Source organism: Paraburkholderia acidipaludis NBRC 101816, from assembly GCF_000684975.1.
Lineage (GTDB): Bacteria > Pseudomonadota > Gammaproteobacteria > Burkholderiales > Burkholderiaceae > Paraburkholderia > Paraburkholderia acidipaludis.
This window is the reverse complement of sequence record NZ_BAXZ01000035.1, coordinates 18,757-37,513: the sequence shown is the minus strand read 5'-3', so window position 1 is coordinate 37,513 and position 18,757 is coordinate 18,757. Positions and strand designations below refer to the sequence as shown.

The window sequence follows — 18,757 nt, the reverse complement described above, 5'->3', positions numbered from 1 at the left end:
TTCGTGTTCTTCCGGTTATCGAGCCGCGCGTGGCATCGCGGTGATCGTCCTGCGGAGCCGGGCAGCGGGCGCACATTCGGACCGGTCACTTCAGTACGGCTTCGGCAACACCCGCCAGCGCACAGACCGCGACGACCGCCAACGGCGGAGTTTTCCAACGCGTCAACAGGAAAAAGCCAATGGTCGCAATGGCAAAGTCGATCTCGGAGCGGACTGCGCTGATCCAGACCGGCGAGTAGAACGCAGTCGCCAACAGGCCAACCACCGCGGCGTTCACGCCGGAAAGGACGGCCGCCATCGACGGGCGGGCTCGCAGTGCTTGCCAGTAGGGCAGCGCTGCAAGAACGAGCAGCAGCCCAGGCAGAAAAATGCCTACCGTGGCCAGCAGTGCCCCACCCCAGCGATGCGGTGCCGCCGGCATGATCCAGCCCAGAAAGGCGGCGAACGTGAAGAGAGGCCCTGGAACTGCCTGCGCAGCACCGTAACCGGCGAGAAAATCATTCGACGATACCCAGCCCGTTGCGACCGTTTGCTGCTGCAAGAGCGGCAGCACCACATGACCGCCGCCGAAGACCAGCGCGCCGGAGCGATAGAAGCCGTCGAAAACGCTGATGGCGCGGCCAGCGCCCAATTGCGCCAGCACCGGAAGCCCAAAGAGCAGGACGCAGAAGAGCGCCAGTGCGATGCCCCCCGCCGTGCGGGAGACTCTGAATTCATGGGCATGCGGTTGCCTGCCGACCGTGTTTGCCGATGCCGCGGTCCGGCAGAATACAAAGCCCAGTGCGGCACCGAGAGCGATCACGATGAGTTGCGCGTACACCGTCGTCAGGACACTGAGAACGGCCAGCGCAGCGAGGGCGATAGCGGCGCGGCGGTAATCCGGGCACAGGCGCCGGGCCATGTCCCACACGGCTTGCGCCACAACGGCAACCGCAACGAGTTTCAGGCCATGAATCAGCCCCTCGCCAACCGGTCCGCCCAAGCCCGGTGCTATTGCCGCGAATGCGAGCAGCAGCAAGACAGAGGGCAGCGTGAACCCGCACCAGGCGGCAAGTCCGCCCAGCCACCCGGCCCTCAGGAGGCCGATGGAAAATCCCGCCTGGCTGCTGGCGGGCCCCGGAAGAAACTGACATAGGCCAACCAGGTCGGTAAACGTCTCGTCATCAAGCCATCGACGACGCTCGACGAACTCTCGGCGGAAGTAGCCGATGTGAGCTATGGGACCGCCGAAACACGTCACGCCCAGTTTGAGAAAAACCGCAAGAACTTCAGGCGCGGTGCCGCTTCGGACTGGGTTCGATGAGGTCATGCCCGTTTCCAGCATCGCCCTGACATCGGCTTCGCGCTCCAGCCGACGAACGGTGGTCCGAACGTCGTGTCCAGCTTTGAGAAGCTGAATGATCGTGTGGCTGGCGACAAAGCCCGTTCCCCCGGTCACCAAAATCCTGCTCATCGCAAATTTCCTCCTGAGTCGCTCATTTACACAGACCGGTACACGACCAGAATCGCGAAACCGGAGGCGCGAGTTTTTCGTGTTGTATGCTTGCTGGCAAGCAGGATGATTAATCATACATAGCATGAAAGACCAGACTATTGACGAGCTTCTGGACGCTGAGTGTCCGGAAACGTGTGTTCCAGACCCGGCATCGATTGAGCGATTCCATGCCGCCATCGACGCCGTAGTGGGCAAGTGGAAAATCGAGATCCTCTGCACGTTGCTTGATGGCGCGCTTCGGTTCGGCGACTTGAAGCGTGCGTTGCCGGGCGTGACGCAGCACATGCTGACTGCACAGCTTCGCGATCTGGAGGCTAACGGTTTATTGACACGTACCGCCTACGGGGAAGTGCCTCCGCGCGTGGAGTACGCGCTTACGGAGGCGTCCGTTGCATTGCTGCCCGTTTTCCGTTCGCTGCACGATTGGGCCGATCGTTACGGCGCCGCGCTGATCGCCAAACGCGCTCGTCCCAAACCACAGCGAAAGAACGGGAAAAAAACGCCGGAAAACTGATCTTGCCGGACTGCCCATCACCGGCGCCCGGTAATCGGACCATCGGCCTGCACGCGCCCGACGGCACCAACGGTGCCGCCTACGTTGATCGGGCCGCGCACTTCCATATCGCCATGCACGACCAACGGACCGTGCACAATCAACGGACCATAGAACGTGTTTTCTCCCGATCGCTTTTGCACGACGGAAGCGCCGGACGAAATCTGTTCAATCGATGCCGCCGCAATGGGCCCCTTGGCGTAGATGTCGCCGGCCACCGTCAGCGAGCCGTCGACAGTCAGCGGCCCACGGACAACCAGCGACCCCGTGATACTGAGCGGCCCGGTGCCAACCGGCTCGGCATAGGCCGGCGCGAAAAAAACGAAGGACGCGAGCAGAAGCGTGCCTGCCGCGGCGCCCTGAGTCAGCCTCACACTCATGCTCTTTGCCCCCCACAGTGGACCGTTTCACATGCCTCCTGGGCGGCGCAAATCTCGCGCCCGCCGGCTGCCTGCCAAAGTGCCCGATGCGGAAAACCCGATGCAGAAAAAAAGCGGGCTGCGACGACTCCGTGAGTCGTCGCAGCCCGCCCGTGCATTTCGCTGCGCGATTGACTGCGCGATTAGCAGCGCAAATTACTTCGTCTCTTCCTTCAGTTGCGGCAGCGCCGAAGCCTCACCCGGCGTAAGCAGCCCAACCTGCGAATAAACGCGCAGCTTGTCGCGCGTGTCGGTGATGTCGAGATTGCGCATCGTCAGTTGTCCGATACGGTCGCGCGGCGAGAACGTCGAGGCCACCTTCTCCATCGAGAGGCGTTCCGGCTTGTACGTCAGGTTCTCCGACTTCGTGCTGAGAATCGAGTAGTCGTTGCCGCGGCGCAGTTCGACGGTCACTTCGCCCGTGACCGCGCGCGCCACCCAGCGCTGGGCCGTTTCGCGCAGCATGATGGCCTGCGGGTCGAACCAGCGGCCCTGGTACAGCAGGCGGCCGAGGCGGCGGCCGTTCTCGCGGTACTGCTCGATCGTGTCTTCGTTATGGATGCCGGTGACGAGCCGCTCGTAGGCGATGTAAAGGAGTGCCAGGCCCGGGGCTTCGTAAATGCCGCGGCTCTTCGCTTCGATAATGCGGTTCTCGATCTGGTCGCTCATGCCAAGGCCATGACGGCCGCCAATGCGGTTCGCTTCGAGCAGCAGTTCGACCGCGTTCGGGAAGGTCTTGCCGTTCAGCGCAACGGGCTGGCCTTCTTCGAAGCGGATCGTGACTTCTTCCTTGTCGATCTTCACGTCGTCGCGCCAGAAGGCCACGCCCATGATCGGGTTGACGATCTTGATGCCCGACTCGAGGCTCTCCAGGTCCTTCGCTTCGTGCGTCGCGCCCAGCAGGTTCGAATCGGTCGAGTAGGCCTTTTCCGCCGACATCTTGTACGCGAAGCCCGCCTGGCGCATGAACTCCGACATTTCCGCGCGGCCGCCCAGTTCGTCGATGAAAAGCTGGTCGAGCCACGGCTTGTAGATCTTCAGGTCCGGATTGACGAGCAGGCCGTAGCGGTAGAAGCGCTCGATGTCGTTGCCCTTGTAGGTGCTGCCGTCGCCCCAGATGTTGACGCCGTCTTCCTTCATCGCGGCGACGAGCATCGTGCCCGTGACGGCGCGGCCGATCGGCGTGGTGTTGAAGTACGTGACGCCGGCCGTCGTGATGTGGAACGCGCCGCTTTGCAGCGCGGCGATGCCTTCCGCCACCAGCTGCGCGCGGCAGTCGATCAGGCGGGCGCCTTCGGCGCCGTATTCCGTGGCGCGGCGCGGGATCGAATCGTAGTCGTCCTCGTCCGGCTGGCCGAGATTCGCCGTGTAGGCGTAAGGCACGGCGCCCTTCTTGCGCATCCAGTGCAAAGCGGCGCTGGTGTCGAGGCCACCTGAAAACGCAATGCCAACTTTTTGACCCACCGGAAGACTTTCGAGAATCGTGCTCATGGACAGAACCGTGTAATGAACGTGGAGAAAAGGACGGCGAAAACCGTCAGTTTACTCGATGGCGCGGGGCATGCCGCTGCTGGAAACCCGTTATGGCGCGATTTGACCTGCCCCGGCAACTCGTCTATTTTACTGGAAAACGGCATCCACTATTCTGGACAGCATGGACATCCACGCCACGATCGCCCGCCGCATCCACGAGATCCGCGACGCCAAAGGCTGGTCGCTCGAAGCGCTCGCCGAGCGCAGCCAGGTGAGCCGGTCGAACATTTCGCTCATCGAGCGCGGCGAGAGCAGCCCCACGGCCGTCGTGCTCGAAAAGCTCGCCACCGCGCTCGGCGTCTCGCTGGCCTCGCTGTTCGAAGCGCCCCAGGGCGGCGGCGCCAGTGCGCCCTCGCCGCTCAGCACGGCGAGCCAGCAGGCCACCTGGACCGACCCCGAATCGGGCTATGTGCGGCGCAATCTCTCGCCGGCCGCGTGGTCGCCCATCCAGCTCGTCGAGGTCCGCTTTCCGCCGGGGCAGCGCGTGGCCTACGACACGAGCCTGCGCGATCCCGACATTTACCAGCAGATCTGGATCGTGGAAGGCACGATGGAGATGAGCGTCGGCGAGCGCCAGTGGCGGCTCGAAACGGGCGACTGTCTGGCGATGAAGCTCGATCGCCCCATCGTCTACCGCAACCCCACGCGCAAAAGCGCCCGTTATCTCGTCGCGCTGTGCCGGCTCGACGACGTGCCCGCCAGGAGCAGCCGGTGAGCGACACTTTCGCCAGCCTTTCGATCCGGCGTCTCGATGCGGAAGACGCGCTCGCCCGCGCGCCCCAGCTCGCCGAGGTGCTGATCGACTGCGTGGAGGGCGGCGCTTCCGTGAGCTTCATGCTGCCGATCTCGCGGGAAACCGCGCTCGGCTTCTGGCGCGGCGTCGCGCAGGGTGTGGCGCGAGGCGAGCGCATTCTGCTCGCCGCGGAGGACGGAGAGGGCCGGATCGTCGGCACCGTGCAGCTCGTGACCGCGCAGCCCGAAAACCAGCCGCACCGCGCAGACGTCGCCAAGATGCTCGTGAGCCGCCGCGCGCGGCGCCAGGGCGTGGCGCAGCGCCTCATGGCCGCCGTCGACGAAGCCGCGCGCGAGGCCGGCAAGACGGTACTGGTGCTGGATACCGTGACGGGCGGCGACGCCGAACGGCTCTACCAGCGCGCCGGCTGGCAGCGCGTGGGCGTGGTGCCGAACTATGCGCTGATGCCCGACGGCAGCTTCTGCTCCACGACCTATTTCCACAAGCAGCTGACGTAGCCCGGCAGCGCGCGCTTCAAACCCGCCTCAAACCGGACTGCCCGCCGCCGCGGTCTGCCAGTCCACGCGGTTGCGTCCCGCGCGCTTGGCCCGGTACATCGCCTGGTCGGCCGCGTCGATGAGCGCGCGCGCCGCGTCGCCGGTGGGCGGCCCGTCCGGCGCCATGACCCGCGCCGCCACGCCGACCGAAACCGTCAGCCGGAGCGGCTCGCCCGTGTCGTCGAGCACCGCGAGCCCCTCGACCGCGGCGCGCACGCGTTCCGCGACCACGCAGGCCTGCTGCGTATCGCCCTGCACGAGCGCGACGAATTCCTCGCCGCCGTAGCGCGCCACCGTTTCGCCAAGGCGCACCGCACGCCGGATGCAGGCGCCGACTGCCACGAGCGCGCGGTCGCCCACGCCGTGCCCGTAGGTGTCGTTGATGGGCTTGAATGCGTCGATGTCGATGAAGAGGCACGCCACCGGCGCGGCCACCCGCGCCGCGCGCTGCACTTCCTCGTACAGCCGCGCGTCGAAGTAGCGGCGGTTCGGCAGGCCCGTGAGCGGGTCGGTCACGCCCTCCTGCCTCAAACGCTGCCGGTGCGCGACGTTCACGAGCCCCGCGCTCACGAAAATCGCGAAGCGCTGCAGCAGATCCGTCGCCATGCCGGGCACGAAACGGCCGGGATCGGCGCTGCCCATGCACAGATAGCCGCACACGCCCTCGCCGCCCTCGATCGCGAGGACGGCGATGCTTTGCGGCTCGTCCTCGGGATCGAAAAACGCCGCGCGCAGCGGCATCGCGAGTCCGGCGGGACACCCCAGCCAGGGCGCGCGTCGCCCGCGCGGCGGCCAGGGCAGCTCTTTGCCGAGCGCGTCCGCGCGGCCGCCGCGCAGATGGCGCGCGTCGGGCGTGTGGCCCGGCTCGGCATTGAGCAGTTCGCCGACGTGCGGCGCGCATTCGTCGAGCCAGAGCGTCACGAGCGAAAGCTCGAACGCCCGCGCCAGATCGGAGACGAGCGCGTCGAGGAAAGACGCGAAGTCGTCGGCGCTGATCAGGCGGACCTCGATCTGCTGGAAACGCTGGAGTGCCCGCTCGTTCTGCTGAACGGTGTCGATAAGAGTGCGCAGGCGCGTGGACAGGGTGTTCGGCTGGCTCACAAGTCGCTCTACAGGCTTCAATACCTCGTATAACGACCGCTATGCTCCATGGTTTAGGCTTTTCTGCGGCGCGTGTGGCGCAAAAGCTGTCTTTCAGCCTGGCCGCGCCCAAAGCCGCAGGATCATCACGAGCCCCGCCGCCACGATCAGCAGGCCCGTTGTCCGCGCCACGCGTTCGCCGCCGGGCGCGAAGCGTTCGGCGAAAATCGCCGCTGCGGCACATGCCATCGCGCGCAGGTCCATGACGCCCACGGCGAGCAGCATGACCGTGAACCCCGCGCAGCAGCCGCTGCAATGCAGCCCCAATCGCACGCCATGGCGCAGCGCCGCGCGCGCCCCCGATCGCGCCGCCGGAGCACAGGACGTCGCGGCCCGGCAACACGCCAGGTAGCGCATCTTGACCGCGGAAGCCTGAAACCACCCCGCCATCAGCAGCGCCACACCGCTGCCCCACGGCACGGCGCGAGCCAGCGCGGGGGTGCGCAGCGCGAGGCCGGCGAGTGCCGTGCCGGCCGGATAGAGCGCCGCGCCCATGCCGATCCACACGGCGAAGTAGCCCGCCGCCAGCGCCGCGCCCGTCACGCAAAGCACGCCCCCGCGCCCCGCCGCTGCCCCGTGCGAGCGCCGCAACGCCGGCGCCAGCACGGGCAGCATCATCGCCACGGTCATGGCCGTCCACATGCCGACGAAAGCGGTGGCCGCGCCGCCCCACGTCTGCCCGCACATGCGCGCCCAGGCCATCGACATCGTCCAGCCGCCCGCCATCGGCACGCCGCCCTTCGAGGCCATCGAGACGCAGATCGCAATCGTCATGGCCGTGGCGGCGCTGAAAACGAGCGCGGCCACGCCGATCCACACGCGCCCGGCGAGGCGCCCTGACATTACGGTGACGGGCATGGCACGCACGATCCACCTCAGCGCGCCGCGTACTCGTCGTGACGGCGCCACCACACGCCCGCCTCGTTGCGGCCGAGCGGCGCGCGATCGAGCCACTGATACATGCCCCAGACCGCATCCACGCCGCGCGCGTAGGTGGAATACGTGTGATAGACGGCGCCGTCCTCCATCGCGAATGCGCTCATGCCGGGCCGGTCGCGCGCGTAGGTCCGGGCGTCGGTGCCGCAGACGGTCGCGAACTGTACGACGGGCGCGGGAGCGGGCACCGCGTCCATCGCATGGTGTCCGCGCACGTAGTTGTATTCGACGGTGCCGTCGCGCTGCTGCGCCTCCGTGAACGACACGTTGAAGTCGTAGTTGAAGTCGGCCTCGAACGAAGACGCCCACGGAAAGCTCCAGCCCATGCGCTGCCGGTAGGCCAGCAGCTTGGCGAGCGGCGCGCGCGAAACGGCCATCAGCGTGACGTCGTAATGCGCGAGGTGGACGGCAACGCCGTTGAAGCTGTCCGCGATCGACGAGCACGACGGACAGCCCGCCGCGTAGTCGGGGCCGAACATGAAGTGATAAACGAGCAGTTGCGAGCGCCCCTGGAACAAGTCGGCAAGCGTCGCGCGGCCGTTTTCCGTGTCGAACGTGTAGGTCTTGTCGATGCGCACCCACGGCAGGGCCCGGCGCTGCCGGGCGACCTCGTCGCTCTGGCGCGTCAGCGCCTTTTCCGCGGCCAGCAGTTCGAGACGCGCCGCGAGCCAGGCTTCGCGCGTTCCGGTCGTATGCTTCGTGTCCATGTTTCGCTCCTTTCGGTGGGTTGCCCTGGTGGTTGTCCGGTGGTCGAGCGGCCGGTTCGCACCGCGCGAAAACGGCCACCCCACGTGTGCTAGATTAGGTTCGGGCTGGCTCGTGGCGGGAGTGACAAATGTGGCGGGATTCCGATGGACTCGAGGCTCGCAGAGGCGGCGCGCGCACTCGCGGGCGGTGATCCGCTTGGCGCGCTGAACCGCGTCGCGCAGCGCGACGATGCGCCCGCGCTCGCCATGCGCGGCATCGCCATGGCGCAGATCGGCGACTTCGAACGCGCGAGCGCGCTGGTGCGCGCCGCGGCGCGGGCCTTCGGATCGCGCTCGCCAATCGAGCGCGCGCGCTGCGTGGTCGCAGAGGCGGAGATCGCCCTCGCCGCGCGCGATCTGCGCTGGCCCCAACCTGCGCTCGAAGCCGCGCGCGCCACGCTCGAAGCGCACGGCGACGCCGCGAACGCCGCCCATGCGCGCCTGCTGGAAGTGCGTCGTCTGCTGCTCGTGGGGCGGCTCGACGAAGCCGAGGACCGGCTCGCCACGCTCCCGCCGGCCTTTCACGAGAGCCGGCTGCCGCCCGCGCTGGACGCGATCCGCGAACTCGTGACCGCGGGCATCGCCATGCGCCGGTTGCTTGCGAAGCCCGCTCGCGCCGCACTGGTTCGCGCAGCGCACGCGGTAGGCGCCGCCGGCATTCCCGCGCTCGCCGCCGAAGTCGCCGCCGCTGCCGCAATGCTCGACGCGCCCGCGGCCCGCCTCGTCTCGCGCGACACCGAACGCCCGCTCGTGCTCGACGAAATCGAAGCCCTGCTCATGTCGAAGGCGTTCATCGTGGATGCCTGCCGCTACGCCGTGCGCGAGAACGGGACCGTGGTGACGCTCGCGGGCCGGCCCGTGCTGCTCACGCTCGCACGCGCGCTGGCGCAGGCATGGCCCGCCGACGTGCCGCGCGAGGCGCTCATCGCCCACGCCTTTCGCACGAAGCACCCCGACGACTCGCACCGCGCCCGCTTGCGCGTCGAAATGGGAAGACTGCGCGCGATGCTGCGCCCGCTCGCCGCCGTGCATGCCACGCAGCGGGGCTTTGCGCTCGCGCCGCATGCCGCGCGTGAAGTGGTCGTGCTGGCGCGCACGATCGAAGAGCCCTATGCGGCTCTCCTCGCGCTGCTCGCCGACGGGCAGGCATGGTCGAGTTCGTCGCTTGCGCTGGCGCTGGGCGCGAGCCAGCGCACGGTCCAGCGCGGGCTCGACTCGCTCGCCGCCAGCGGCAAGGCAACGCCGCTCGGGCGCGCACGCGCGCGGCGCTGGATCATGCCGCCCGCGCCCGGATTCGCGACACCGTTGTTGCTCCCTTCCCCGTTGCCGACCGATTAGGATCGCCCCATGAAACGCTCACACGCCGAAATCGTCCGCGAATATGGACCCTTCGCAGGCACGCCTTCCGTCCACGGCGTCACATACGACGGCCGGCATGTCTGGTTCGCTTCCGGCGACAAGGTGCATGCGCTCGACCCGGCGAGCGGCGAGACCGTGCGCGCGATCGACGTGCCCTCGCACGCGGGCACCGCCTTCGACGGCCGTTATCTTTACCAGCTCGACGGCGCGCACATCCGCAAGATCGACCCCGCCAACGGGCAGGTCGTGGCCGCGATTCCGTCGCCCGAAGGCCCCGGCAACTCGGGGCTCGCATGGGCCGAGGGCAGCCTGTGGGTCGGGCGCTTCAACGAGCGCAAGATTCTCGAGGTCGACCCGCAGAGCGGCAAGGTTTTGCGCGCGCTCGAATCCAACCGCTTCGTCACGGGCGTCACCTGGGTGGAGGGTGAACTCTGGCACGGCACGTGGGAGGACCACGAAAGCGAACTGCGCCACGTCGACCCGCGCACCGGCGAGGTCCTGGAGGCCCTCGAAATGCCGCGAGGCGCGGGCGTTTCCGGACTCGAATCGGATGGCGCGGACCGCTTCTACTGCGGCGGCGGTGACAGCGGCAAGGTGCGGGCCGTGCGCAGGCCCGCGCGCGAAACGGTCGTGGCCGGCGCTGTGGCAGGAGAAGGAACGGACAACTGAGCATCAGCGAGGCCTCACGCGCATCGGCATTCATCACGAGCGGCTGGCGCCGGGCCGCCGCACTTCGTATCAGCACGCCGAAAGCGCGGAAGAGGAATTCGTGTTTGTCGTCGAGGGCACGCCCGACGCCTGGATAGACGGCCATCTGCACCGGCTGCGGCCCGGCGATTCGGTGGCGTTTCCGGCCGGCACCGGGATCTGCCACACGTTTCTGAACAACACCGCCGAGGAAGTGCGGCTGCTGGTGATAGGCGAGACACCCAAGGACGAAAACCGCATTCGCTATCCGAAGAACGAAGCCTACGAGGCCACGCGCAAGGATCGCTGGATCGACTGGCCCGAGCGGCCGCCAGGTCCGCACGATGGGATCGCGCGCGCGGATTCACCACCCGACGAAATTGGGTCAGTACGTAGTCCATAACAAATGGCATTGTCTTGAAGTCGGGATCGAGTGCGAGATTTCTTTATAGGCGAAACCCGGCTGCATCCACGCGTATGCCTGCAGGCGCGCCCGTTCCCGCCGACGCCATGCCCGGACCCATACGCAGACATGTGAAAAGTCGAGCAGGTTGTCGCAGATGTCCGGACATCCCGGAGCCGCCGTAATCGAACGAAATGAACAAAGAAGGCAAACCGTCCCGAAAATTAATAAACTGGAAGATGCCGGCCGTGCTATCCAACCCGAGCCGGCAGGAACTCTCGAGGCAAGCATGATGAACAGGCGCAAGGCGTGCCAGCTGGTGCTGATCGTGGCCGCGATGGCCGCCAGCGGCGCTGCCGTGGCAGGAAGGGGCGGCAGCTGGGGCGGCGGCTATCACGGCGGCGGCTGGGGCGGCGGGTACTACCATGGCGGCGGCTGGGGCGGCGGCTATTACCACGGCGGGTACTCCCACTGGGGCGGCGGCTGGGGGTGGGGCTGGGGCGGCGGCGCCTATTTCGGCCCGGGCTTCGCCTGGGGCTATCCGGGCTGGGGCTATTCCTATCCCTGGTACGGCTACGGATACGGCTGGCCGTACCCGTATTACGCGGGCTACCCCGCTGGTTATCCTTACGGGCCCGCACCCGTCGGCGCATACGGCTACGCGTCCGGGCCTACGCAATACGTCGAGCAGGCACAACAGGGCGGACAGGCGGATGCGGGCGGCGGCGCGGCGCCGGACGCGAACTACTGGTATCACTGCAGCAAGCCCGAAGGTTATTACCCGTATGTGCGGTCCTGCGCCCGAGGATGGCAGCGGGTGCCGTCCCGGCCGCCGGGCATCTAGGCGGCGCGCGGCTGCAGCGGGCCGCGGCGGCCTCCGAAGGCCGCCGCGCCTTTCTTTCAGAGAGGTCCGCGATGATCTTTCGCCAGCTCTTCGATCCCGCATCGTCCACCTACACCTACCTGCTCGGCGACCCCGCGAGCGGCGAAGCGCTGCTGATCGATCCTGTCTACGAGCACGTGCCGCGCGACCTCGCGCTGCTCCAGGAACTCGGCCTGCGGCTCAAGGCAACGCTCGATACCCACGTGCACGCCGACCACGTAACCGGCGCGTGGCGCTTGCGGCAGCGTTGCGGCAGCGCGATCGCGTTAGCCGAGGCGGTGGGCGCGGCAGACGTGAACCGGCCGCTGCGTCATGGCGAGCGCGTCGCTTTCGGCCAGCGCCATCTGGCGGTGCGCGCGACGCCTGGTCACACCAGCGGCTGCCTGACCTATGTGCTGGACGACGAGAGCATGGCCTTCACGGGCGACAGCCTGCTGATTCGCGGCTGCGGCCGCACCGACTTCCAGGGCGGCAGTCCGCAGCAGCTATTCGCCTCGGTGCGCGAGCAGATCCTGACGCTGCCCGATGCCTGCCTGCTCTACCCCGCGCACGACTATCGCGGCATCACTGTCACGAGCGTGGCCGAAGAGCGGCGCTTCAATCCGCGCCTGGGCGGCGACGTGGATCTCGGCGACTTCGCGGGCTACATGAACAACCTGAATCTGCCCCACCCCAAGCTGATGGCCATTGCGGTGCCCGCCAACCTGCGCTGCGGGAAGCCGGAAAACGCGGCGCCGCTGGAGGAAACGCCCGACTGGGCGCCGCTCACGCTGCGCTTTAGCGGCGTCTGGGAAATCGAGCCGATGGCACTGCTGGAGCATGCGGCAACCCTGCAGATCGTCGATGTGCGGGAAGCGCCGGAGTTCATCGATCGTCTTGGCCATCTGCCGGATGCCAAGCTGGTGCCGCTCTCGCAGCTGGTGGACCGGCTCGGCGAACTCGACCGCGAACGGCCCGTGGTGGCCGTGTGCCGCTCGGGCGTCCGGTCGGCCCAGGCCAGCGTGCTGCTGACCAAGGCCGGTTTCGGCAGGGTGGCCAACCTTGCCGGCGGCATGCTGCGCTGGAAGGCGGAGGGGTTGCCCGTCGCATCGGGCAGTGTCTGAGGACCGCCCATGAGAACCGGGCGGCAGCGGCCCGGCACGCAGCGCTGCCCTCGCGTCACACGAGCGGAATGTAGATATCGGTCTGCCACTCGTCCTGCGGCGTTTCCGGAAACACGCTCAGGTAGTGAAAGAACAACGGATGGTCCCGCAACTCCTCGCCGCTGCCCGGCAGCCAGTCGCGAAAGATGGGGTAGATGGTCTCGCCGATATGATCGGTCGAGCCCGTATGCCGAACCACCGCACATCGGCCGCCCGGAATCGTGAGCGCGCGGACACCCTGGTCATTCGACGCGACCGGTTCGGCAATCTCGCCGCAAATGTCGAAGCGAAATGCCTCGCCCGGCGTCGTATCCGGGTTGTTGCGCGGAATGCCGAAAGTCCGGCTCGACGTCAGCGGCGATTGCCCGCTCGCTTTGCGCCAGTCGACGAACTTTCGCACGCTCTCGTTGACGAGTCCGGGCGGGCCGCAGTGTTCGAGCGCGGCAACCCGCGTCTCGGCAAAATCCACAATTCGCACTTGCATGGTCAGTTTCCTTGAAAGGTAGGGGACGACAAACGTCGCACTCCAGATCTCCCAGCCCGGATGCTGCCGGAACGCGCTCGGCGCCATGCCGAACGCACGCCGGAATGCCCGGCTGAACGCCTCGGGGCTGTCGAAGCCCGCGTCCAGCGCGGCATCGAGCACGGTGCAGGATGCGCGCGCGGCAAGCCGACGGGCGGCTCGACGCAGACGCAGCAGCTGCACGTAGCGCGCGACCGGCACGCCCACGTAGGCGGCGAACTGGCGATGAAAATGGAACTTCGAGAAGTTCGCCACGCGGCTCAGCGCGTCGACCGACAAGTCGCCTTCCAGATTCGCGTCGATATAAGCGAGCACGGTGTCGAAACGTTTCGTGTAGGCGCGGGTGAAGTCGGTGTGAACTGGCATGGGCTGGGTATCTGGATCGTGCGGCAGACGCCATGGTGCCGAGGATCGGTCTATCCCGCCTAGCCGCGCTTGCTATTCGAGGCCGGCGCCGCCGGCCTGCACGCGCCGCGGCTTCTCCATCACAATCGTTTCGAACAACTCATAGTTTGTCGTGGGCGTCTGATCCGCGCCCGGCGCGTGGTAGTAGCTCATCGTGATGGTCGTCTTGCCGCCCGCTATGCCGGGATCGTAATCGAACACGGCAAGACCGTAGCCCGTGCCGGTATCGCGGCGCGCGGACCAGATCGCGTCTTCCAGCGCGTCGGCCGCCGGGCGCGCATACGTGCCCGCCTCTTTGCCGGGTATCGGGCGATTGGGCTTCGTGAAGACCTTCGCCTGAACCTGGCCCGTGGCCGCATCCTTGCCGTAGACATCCAGCGGGGCGTTCGTCCCGCCCCCGCCCAGAATCAGATGAATCGTGCCCTGGCTCGTGTCGAACGTGGCATTGGCCGGATCGGCCGTGATGACGGGTCTGGGCTGCAACGTATCGACCACCGCGCCCGTCGTTGCATCGACACCCGCATTGCGGTTGCGCCCGCGCACGGGGTAGCTTCGCTCGTAGTCGTGATCGTGGCCGCACAGCACGAGGTCCACGCTGTAGCGATCGAACAGCGGCAGCCACGCCTCGCGAATCCCCTTGTCGGAGCCGTTGCCGGTCGAGGACGAAGAGAGTGCGTCCTGATGCATCTGCACGACGATCCAGTCGATGCCCGCATCGGTCGACGCGCGGAGCAGCGTTTGTTCGAGCCAGCGGGTTTGCTCGCCGTTGCTGTAGCCGCGCACATACAGCGACGTTCCGGCCGCGACGGGCGGATTGCCGCTGCCGCCCACGGGCACGAGCGGATCGGGGCCCGGCACGAAAGCCGCGGCGTCCTGGTAGATCACGTCGTCCGCGTCGAGCGAGACGAACAATACCGCGCCCACCTGAAAGCTGTACCAGTGGCCGGAAAAGCGCGTGCCGTTATCGGGCAGCGCATAGCGCGTGAGGTAGGAAGCAAGGCCCTGATCGCCATTGTGAAATTCGAGTTCGTGATTACCGGGGCAAGGCATCCACGGGCGATGTGCGGCGGAGTTCTGCACGTTGTTGCCAAAGTCGCGCCACACGGACGGTTGCGAGCCGGGGTTCAGGTTCCCGTAGCACAGGTCGCCGTTCAGCAAATGGAACAGCGGCTTGAACTGCTCCACGGCCGCCACGGCGAACCGGCTTTGCGGATAGGACAACACCCATTTCGTATTGGGCGTGGCGAGATCGCCGTAACTGGTCCAGCGAAAACGCGTGCGGCCGCGCGGCGCCGTCTGGAATTCGGCCGCGAACGGCGCGCCCTGATTGCTGTCGTTGTCCGCAGTGATCTGGTACTGGTAGCGGGTGCCCGGCTGCAGATCGCGCAGGGTGGCATGGTAGGTGTACACCGTCTCGCCGTTGATGCCGTCCACGTAGCGTCGTTCCCGTGCGGGGTAGACCCGTGCGCGCCGCCCCGCTGCGCCTGCGTTCACGCGCGGATTGACCGCAGCCGCAAGCGACGCCCACGAAACCACCACTTCGCGGGACGGATCGCTGCCCCAGGTCAGATGTACCTGCTCCGGCGTTCCGTCCGGGCTCGCCTCCGCGGCGCGGCCGTTCACGGCCAGCACGCCGGTCCCGGCAGTCAGCCCGGAAGCGCCCGCGAGTTTCAGGAAGCCGCGACGCGAAACGCCCGTGCGGGGGTCGCCAGGCTGATCGTTATGCGTGGCGCAGCATGCATATGCGGAAGTCTTTTTCATGGTTCAACTCTAGCCGTCAAGCTTCGGGCCCGTCGCCGCGCCCGGGATATTTCGCAGACCCAATCGTCCGGGTTTTCGCTTCAGTCGCTTCAACAAGGCATCGGCGCAGCATGAACCATGCCCTCACTCTCCCGCCACATACGCGCCCAGCCCCGCAACCAACGCATCGAACGCCGCCTTGCAGCGCGGATTGCCGCGCAGATCCTCGTGCATCGTGATCCAGGTCTCCAGCGCAAACGTGCAGGCCGGCGCCAGCACCCGCACGAGCCGCGGATCGCGCCGCGCAATGCCGGCCTGGCAGAAGCCGATACCGCAGCCCGCGCGGATCATCGCGAGCTGCGCGAGGTCGCTGCCGCTGCGAATCGAGAACGCCTCGCGCCGCCATGCGGGAAACCCCTTCGCCGCGGCGCGCAGGAACGGCGTGGTTTCGTCGAAGCCGATCAGCGCATGGTTCGCGAGATCGTCGGGCGTGGCCGGCGTGCCATGCGCGGCGAGGTAGTCGTCGCGCGCATGCAGTCCCACTTCCACGGCGCCGATGCGCCGCGCGATCAGCATCTCCTGTACCGGCCGCGTCATGCGGACCGCGATGTCCGCTTCGCGCTGCAGCAGATCCTGCAGGCGATTGGTCGCCACCAGCTCGACCACGAGCCCCGGATGCGCGCGCCGCAACTGCGCGATCACGGGCGGCAGCACCTCCACGCTGATCACCTCGCTTGCCGAGATCCGCACCACTCCGCTCATTGCCTCGCCCCGGCCGGACGCCGCGCGCTCGAGCGCCGCCGCGGTGCTGCGCATCGCCTCGGCATAGCCGCGCAGCGCCGTGGCCGCCTCGGTCGGCAAGAGGCCCGTCTGCGAACGCGTGAAGAGCGGCTGGCCGAACGCGGCCTCCAGCGCCTCGACGTGCCGCCCCGCCGTCGGCTGCGTGATGCCGAGCGCGCGCGCGGCCCCCGAAAGCGAGCCTTCGGTCAGCACGGCGAGAAAAGTCCGGTAAAGCTCCCAGCTCAGGTTCGAGGCCATACATAAATGTATAGCCGATCCCTTCTGTTTGCCAATTTATTATGCGCGGCGCCGGTCGCAGAATGTCTCCCGTCGAAACCATCGAACCCAACGGAGAATCATCATGGCAACCCCATTTTCCGGACGTGAGGCGCAACAGGACCGGTTTGCGCTCGTGCTGGGCGCAACAGGCGGAATAGGCAACGAGGTCGCGCGCCAGTTGCGCGAGGCCGGCTGGCAGGTGCGCGCGCTGCATCGCCGGGCGGCGGAAGTTGCGCGCCCGGGCGACGGCATCGACTGGCAGCAAGGCGACGCCATGGACCGCGAAGCCGTCATGCGCGCGGCGCGCGGCTGCGCCGTGATCGTCCACGCCGTGAATCCGCCCGGTTATCGCAACTGGTCGAAGCTCGTGCTGCCCATGATCGGCAACACCATCGCGGCGGCGCAGGCCGCGGGCGCGACCGTCGTTCTGCCAGGCACCGTCTACAACTACGGGCCCGAGGCGTTCCCGACGCTCACCGAAAATCAGCCGCAGCAGCCGCGCACGCGCAAGGGCGCGATCCGCGTCGAACTCGAGCGGCAGTTACAGGCGGCGGTCGCGCAAGGGGTACGCACGATCGTCGTGCGGGCCGGCGACTTCTTCGGCCCGCACCTCACCCGCAATAGCTGGTTCTCCCAAGGTCTCGTGCAGGCCGGCCGGCCCGTGAGCGTCGTCCGCCTGCCCGGCCGCCCGGGCACCGCCCATCAGTGGGCCTACGTGCCCGACGTGGCCCGCACGATGGTCGAGCTGATCGAACGGCGGGCCGCGCTGCCGGCGTTCGCAACCTTCCACTTCGGCGGCCACTGGGACGCCGACGGCACGCAAATGGCGCAGGCCATCTGCCGCGTCGCGCGGCGGCACGGCGCGAAGCCGCGCCAGCGCCGCTTTCCGTGGGCGCTGGTCTACGCGGCCGCGCCGTTCGTCACGACCCTGCGCGAAGTGCTGGAGATGCGCTACCTCTGGCGCGAGCCGCTACGGCTCGAGAACGCACGGCTTGTCGCCACGCTGGGCCGCGAGCCGCATACGCCGCTGGACGTCGCGGTCGCCGCCACGCTGGCCGGAATCGGATGTCTGAACCAGGAGGCGCAGCAGGCCGAGCCCGCCGCGCTGCATGCGAAATAAGCCCACCGGGGCGAGCCGCCGGCTAACGGATACGCGCGCTCACGGCTGCACGAGCGCCTCGCCTACCACGACGCGATCGCGCCCGCCCAGCTTCGCGCCGTACAGGCTCGCGTCGGCCTTCTGCAGCCAGGCGATGTGATTGGGCATGTCCTGCCCGCACTGCGCAATGCCGACGCTGATCGTGCAAGGGCACGCGGCGCCGTCGTGCCCCGCCTGCTCGCGCACCGTCGCGACGAGGCGCTCGGCCACCGCGCGCGCCTCGGTGAGCGTCGCGCCCGGCAGCACCACGCCGAACTCCTCGCCGCCGTAACGGCCAATCGGGTCGCTCTCGCGGAAGTGCGACTGCAGCATCGCGGCAAAGGCCTGCAGAACCGCGTCGCCCGCCGGATGGCCGAGCGTGTCGTTGATGCGCTTGAAGTGGTCGAGGTCGACGAGCAACAGCGACGATGCGTAACGGCGCTCGCGGCAGCGCTCGAATTCCGCCGCCAGTTCGTGCTCCCAGCTGCGCCGGTTGAGCAGCCCCGTGAGGCCGTCGGTGCGGCTCAGCCGCTGGAGCGTGCGTGTCTGTTCCGCGAGCTTGCGCGAGATGCGGTAGGTGGCCAACCCGAGCGCAAGCGGATAAATCACGAGAAACGGCAAACAGGCGAGGATGGTCGACATGCTCGACATGGGCTCGAACACGAAGCCGAGCGTCAGGATGCCGATAGCGAAACCCACCAGATGCGCGAGAACGCCGCGCGCGAACAACTGCACGCCGCCTGCCGCGATGTTGTCCATGCTGAGCATCACGAGAATCAGCACGCACGGCAGCACGTTCATGCGCATCGCAACCACCCAGAAGCCGCCGAACGCCGCATCGATCAGAAGATTGACGCGTTCGCCGCGAAACGGCACTTCGCAGGCCAGCGAGGCGCGCCGCGCAACGTGCGGCCAGAGAAAGCCGTGAAAGGCAAGCAGCCCCCATAGCACGAAGCCGCGGTGCTGCTCCAGGAACACGGAGGCCACACAGAAGAACCCAAGGCTAAGCCCTGCGATCCTCAGACGATAGACGCGTTCGACGAACCGCTTGCCCTTGCCGGCCATGGCATTCGATGCTGCATTCATTGCAATGAGTCTTGCATGTTGGCGCTGCACCGGATGAAAAGGAGGTTAACTTCTATTGTGCCATCGCTCCGGCCTGTTTCGGGTGGCCAAATAGCATGCTGCAACCACGGGTGGCCCATATCGCCTCGGCAAAATCGCTGCTTAAGTCAGGCATCGTGCGAAAACACGGTAACGCAAAAACGCGTGCGGCCTGGAACAAGCCGCACGCGTCGAAGTGGAA

18 protein-coding genes and 1 pseudogene are annotated in these 18,757 nt (G+C 67.3%); 9 read left to right on the top strand and 10 right to left on the bottom strand.

The window, feature by feature from the left end:
* Positions 1-85: 85 nt before the first annotated feature.
* Complete coding sequence (gene chrA / locus BAC01S_RS28200; RefSeq protein WP_407667971.1) at positions 86-1,453, bottom strand: chromate efflux transporter; 1,368 nt, start codon at positions 1,451-1,453, stop codon at positions 86-88.
* Between the two features lie 124 nt (positions 1,454-1,577).
* On the opposite strand from chrA, the gene BAC01S_RS32965 reads away from it, so the two are divergent.
* Complete coding sequence (locus BAC01S_RS32965; protein ID WP_043203985.1) at positions 1,578-2,009, top strand: winged helix-turn-helix transcriptional regulator; 432 nt, start codon at positions 1,578-1,580, stop codon at positions 2,007-2,009.
* A gap of 17 nt (positions 2,010-2,026) precedes the next feature.
* Here the strand turns inward: BAC01S_RS32965 and BAC01S_RS28190 are convergent, their stop codons facing one another.
* Both BAC01S_RS28190 and argG read right to left on the bottom strand, forming a co-directional pair.
* Complete coding sequence (locus tag BAC01S_RS28190; protein WP_027797757.1) at positions 2,027-2,428, bottom strand: hypothetical protein; 402 nt, start codon at positions 2,426-2,428, stop codon at positions 2,027-2,029.
* Between the two features lie 195 nt (positions 2,429-2,623).
* Positions 2,624-3,958 (bottom strand): argininosuccinate synthase, encoded by a 1,335-nt coding sequence (gene argG, locus BAC01S_RS28185; RefSeq protein WP_027797756.1) that lies wholly within the window; start codon positions 3,956-3,958, stop codon positions 2,624-2,626.
* 163 nt (positions 3,959-4,121) lie between these two features.
* Here argG and BAC01S_RS28180 point away from each other — a divergent pair, with 163 nt between their 5' ends.
* Together BAC01S_RS28180 and BAC01S_RS28175 are read left to right on the top strand one after the other, a co-directional pair.
* Positions 4,122-4,715: a helix-turn-helix domain-containing protein gene (locus BAC01S_RS28180; protein ID WP_027797755.1), complete on the top strand. Its 594-nt coding sequence runs from the start codon at positions 4,122-4,124 to the stop codon at positions 4,713-4,715.
* The gene (locus BAC01S_RS28175) at positions 4,712-5,251 is read left to right on the top strand and encodes a GNAT family N-acetyltransferase (protein ID WP_027797754.1); all 540 of its coding nucleotides are present in this window, start codon (positions 4,712-4,714) and stop codon (positions 5,249-5,251) included. The genes BAC01S_RS28180 and BAC01S_RS28175 overlap by 4 nt, the downstream gene beginning before the upstream one ends.
* A gap of 27 nt (positions 5,252-5,278) precedes the next feature.
* On the opposite strand, the gene BAC01S_RS28170 is transcribed toward BAC01S_RS28175, so the two are convergent.
* From BAC01S_RS28170 to BAC01S_RS28160, 3 genes are all read right to left on the bottom strand, one after another.
* Entirely contained in the window at positions 5,279-6,391 is a 1,113-nt protein-coding gene (locus tag BAC01S_RS28170) for a GGDEF domain-containing protein (RefSeq protein WP_027797753.1), read from the bottom strand.
* A 93-nt stretch (positions 6,392-6,484) separates the two neighbouring features.
* Positions 6,485-7,288, bottom strand: coding sequence for a DUF2182 domain-containing protein (locus tag BAC01S_RS28165; RefSeq protein WP_043203980.1), 804 nt, complete (start codon positions 7,286-7,288; stop codon positions 6,485-6,487).
* A 17-nt stretch (positions 7,289-7,305) separates the two neighbouring features.
* Positions 7,306-8,073: a DUF899 domain-containing protein gene (locus tag BAC01S_RS28160; protein WP_027797751.1), complete on the bottom strand. Its 768-nt coding sequence runs from the start codon at positions 8,071-8,073 to the stop codon at positions 7,306-7,308.
* Between the two features lie 144 nt (positions 8,074-8,217).
* On the opposite strand from BAC01S_RS28160, the gene BAC01S_RS28155 reads away from it, so the two are divergent.
* From BAC01S_RS28155 to BAC01S_RS28135, 5 genes and pseudogenes are all read left to right on the top strand, one after another.
* Positions 8,218-9,450, top strand: a complete 1,233-nt coding sequence (locus BAC01S_RS28155) for a hypothetical protein (protein ID WP_027797750.1) — start codon at positions 8,218-8,220, stop codon at positions 9,448-9,450.
* A 9-nt stretch (positions 9,451-9,459) separates the two neighbouring features.
* A complete protein-coding gene (locus tag BAC01S_RS28150; protein ID WP_027797749.1) occupies positions 9,460-10,140 on the top strand; it encodes a Vgb family protein in 681 nt (226 codons plus the stop codon).
* A 10-nt stretch (positions 10,141-10,150) separates the two neighbouring features.
* Positions 10,151-10,561: pseudogene (locus BAC01S_RS32960) on the top strand (cupin domain-containing protein); the annotation flags it as partial.
* Positions 10,562-10,919: 358 nt separating this feature from the next.
* Positions 10,920-11,405, top strand: coding sequence for a hypothetical protein (locus tag BAC01S_RS34925; protein ID WP_156954563.1), 486 nt, complete (start codon positions 10,920-10,922; stop codon positions 11,403-11,405).
* 71 nt (positions 11,406-11,476) lie between these two features.
* Positions 11,477-12,547 (top strand): MBL fold metallo-hydrolase, encoded by a 1,071-nt coding sequence (locus BAC01S_RS28135; protein WP_027797748.1) that lies wholly within the window; start codon positions 11,477-11,479, stop codon positions 12,545-12,547.
* Positions 12,548-12,602: 55 nt separating this feature from the next.
* On the opposite strand, the gene BAC01S_RS28130 is transcribed toward BAC01S_RS28135, so the two are convergent.
* From BAC01S_RS28130 to BAC01S_RS28120, 3 genes are all read right to left on the bottom strand, one after another.
* Positions 12,603-13,475 (bottom strand): AraC family transcriptional regulator, encoded by an 873-nt coding sequence (locus BAC01S_RS28130; protein ID WP_027797747.1) that lies wholly within the window; start codon positions 13,473-13,475, stop codon positions 12,603-12,605.
* Between the two features lie 72 nt (positions 13,476-13,547).
* Positions 13,548-15,275: a purple acid phosphatase family protein gene (locus BAC01S_RS28125; RefSeq protein WP_043203974.1), complete on the bottom strand. Its 1,728-nt coding sequence runs from the start codon at positions 15,273-15,275 to the stop codon at positions 13,548-13,550.
* Between the two features lie 123 nt (positions 15,276-15,398).
* The gene (locus BAC01S_RS28120; RefSeq protein WP_027797745.1) at positions 15,399-16,292 is read right to left on the bottom strand and encodes a LysR family transcriptional regulator; all 894 of its coding nucleotides are present in this window, start codon (positions 16,290-16,292) and stop codon (positions 15,399-15,401) included.
* Positions 16,293-16,395: 103 nt separating this feature from the next.
* On the opposite strand from BAC01S_RS28120, the gene BAC01S_RS28115 reads away from it, so the two are divergent.
* A complete protein-coding gene (locus BAC01S_RS28115) occupies positions 16,396-17,433 on the top strand; it encodes an NAD-dependent epimerase/dehydratase family protein (RefSeq protein WP_027797744.1) in 1,038 nt (345 codons plus the stop codon).
* Between the two features lie 39 nt (positions 17,434-17,472).
* On the opposite strand, the gene BAC01S_RS28110 is transcribed toward BAC01S_RS28115, so the two are convergent.
* A complete protein-coding gene (locus BAC01S_RS28110) occupies positions 17,473-18,537 on the bottom strand; it encodes a diguanylate cyclase (RefSeq protein WP_043203971.1) in 1,065 nt (354 codons plus the stop codon).
* Positions 18,538-18,757 lie beyond the last annotated feature (220 nt).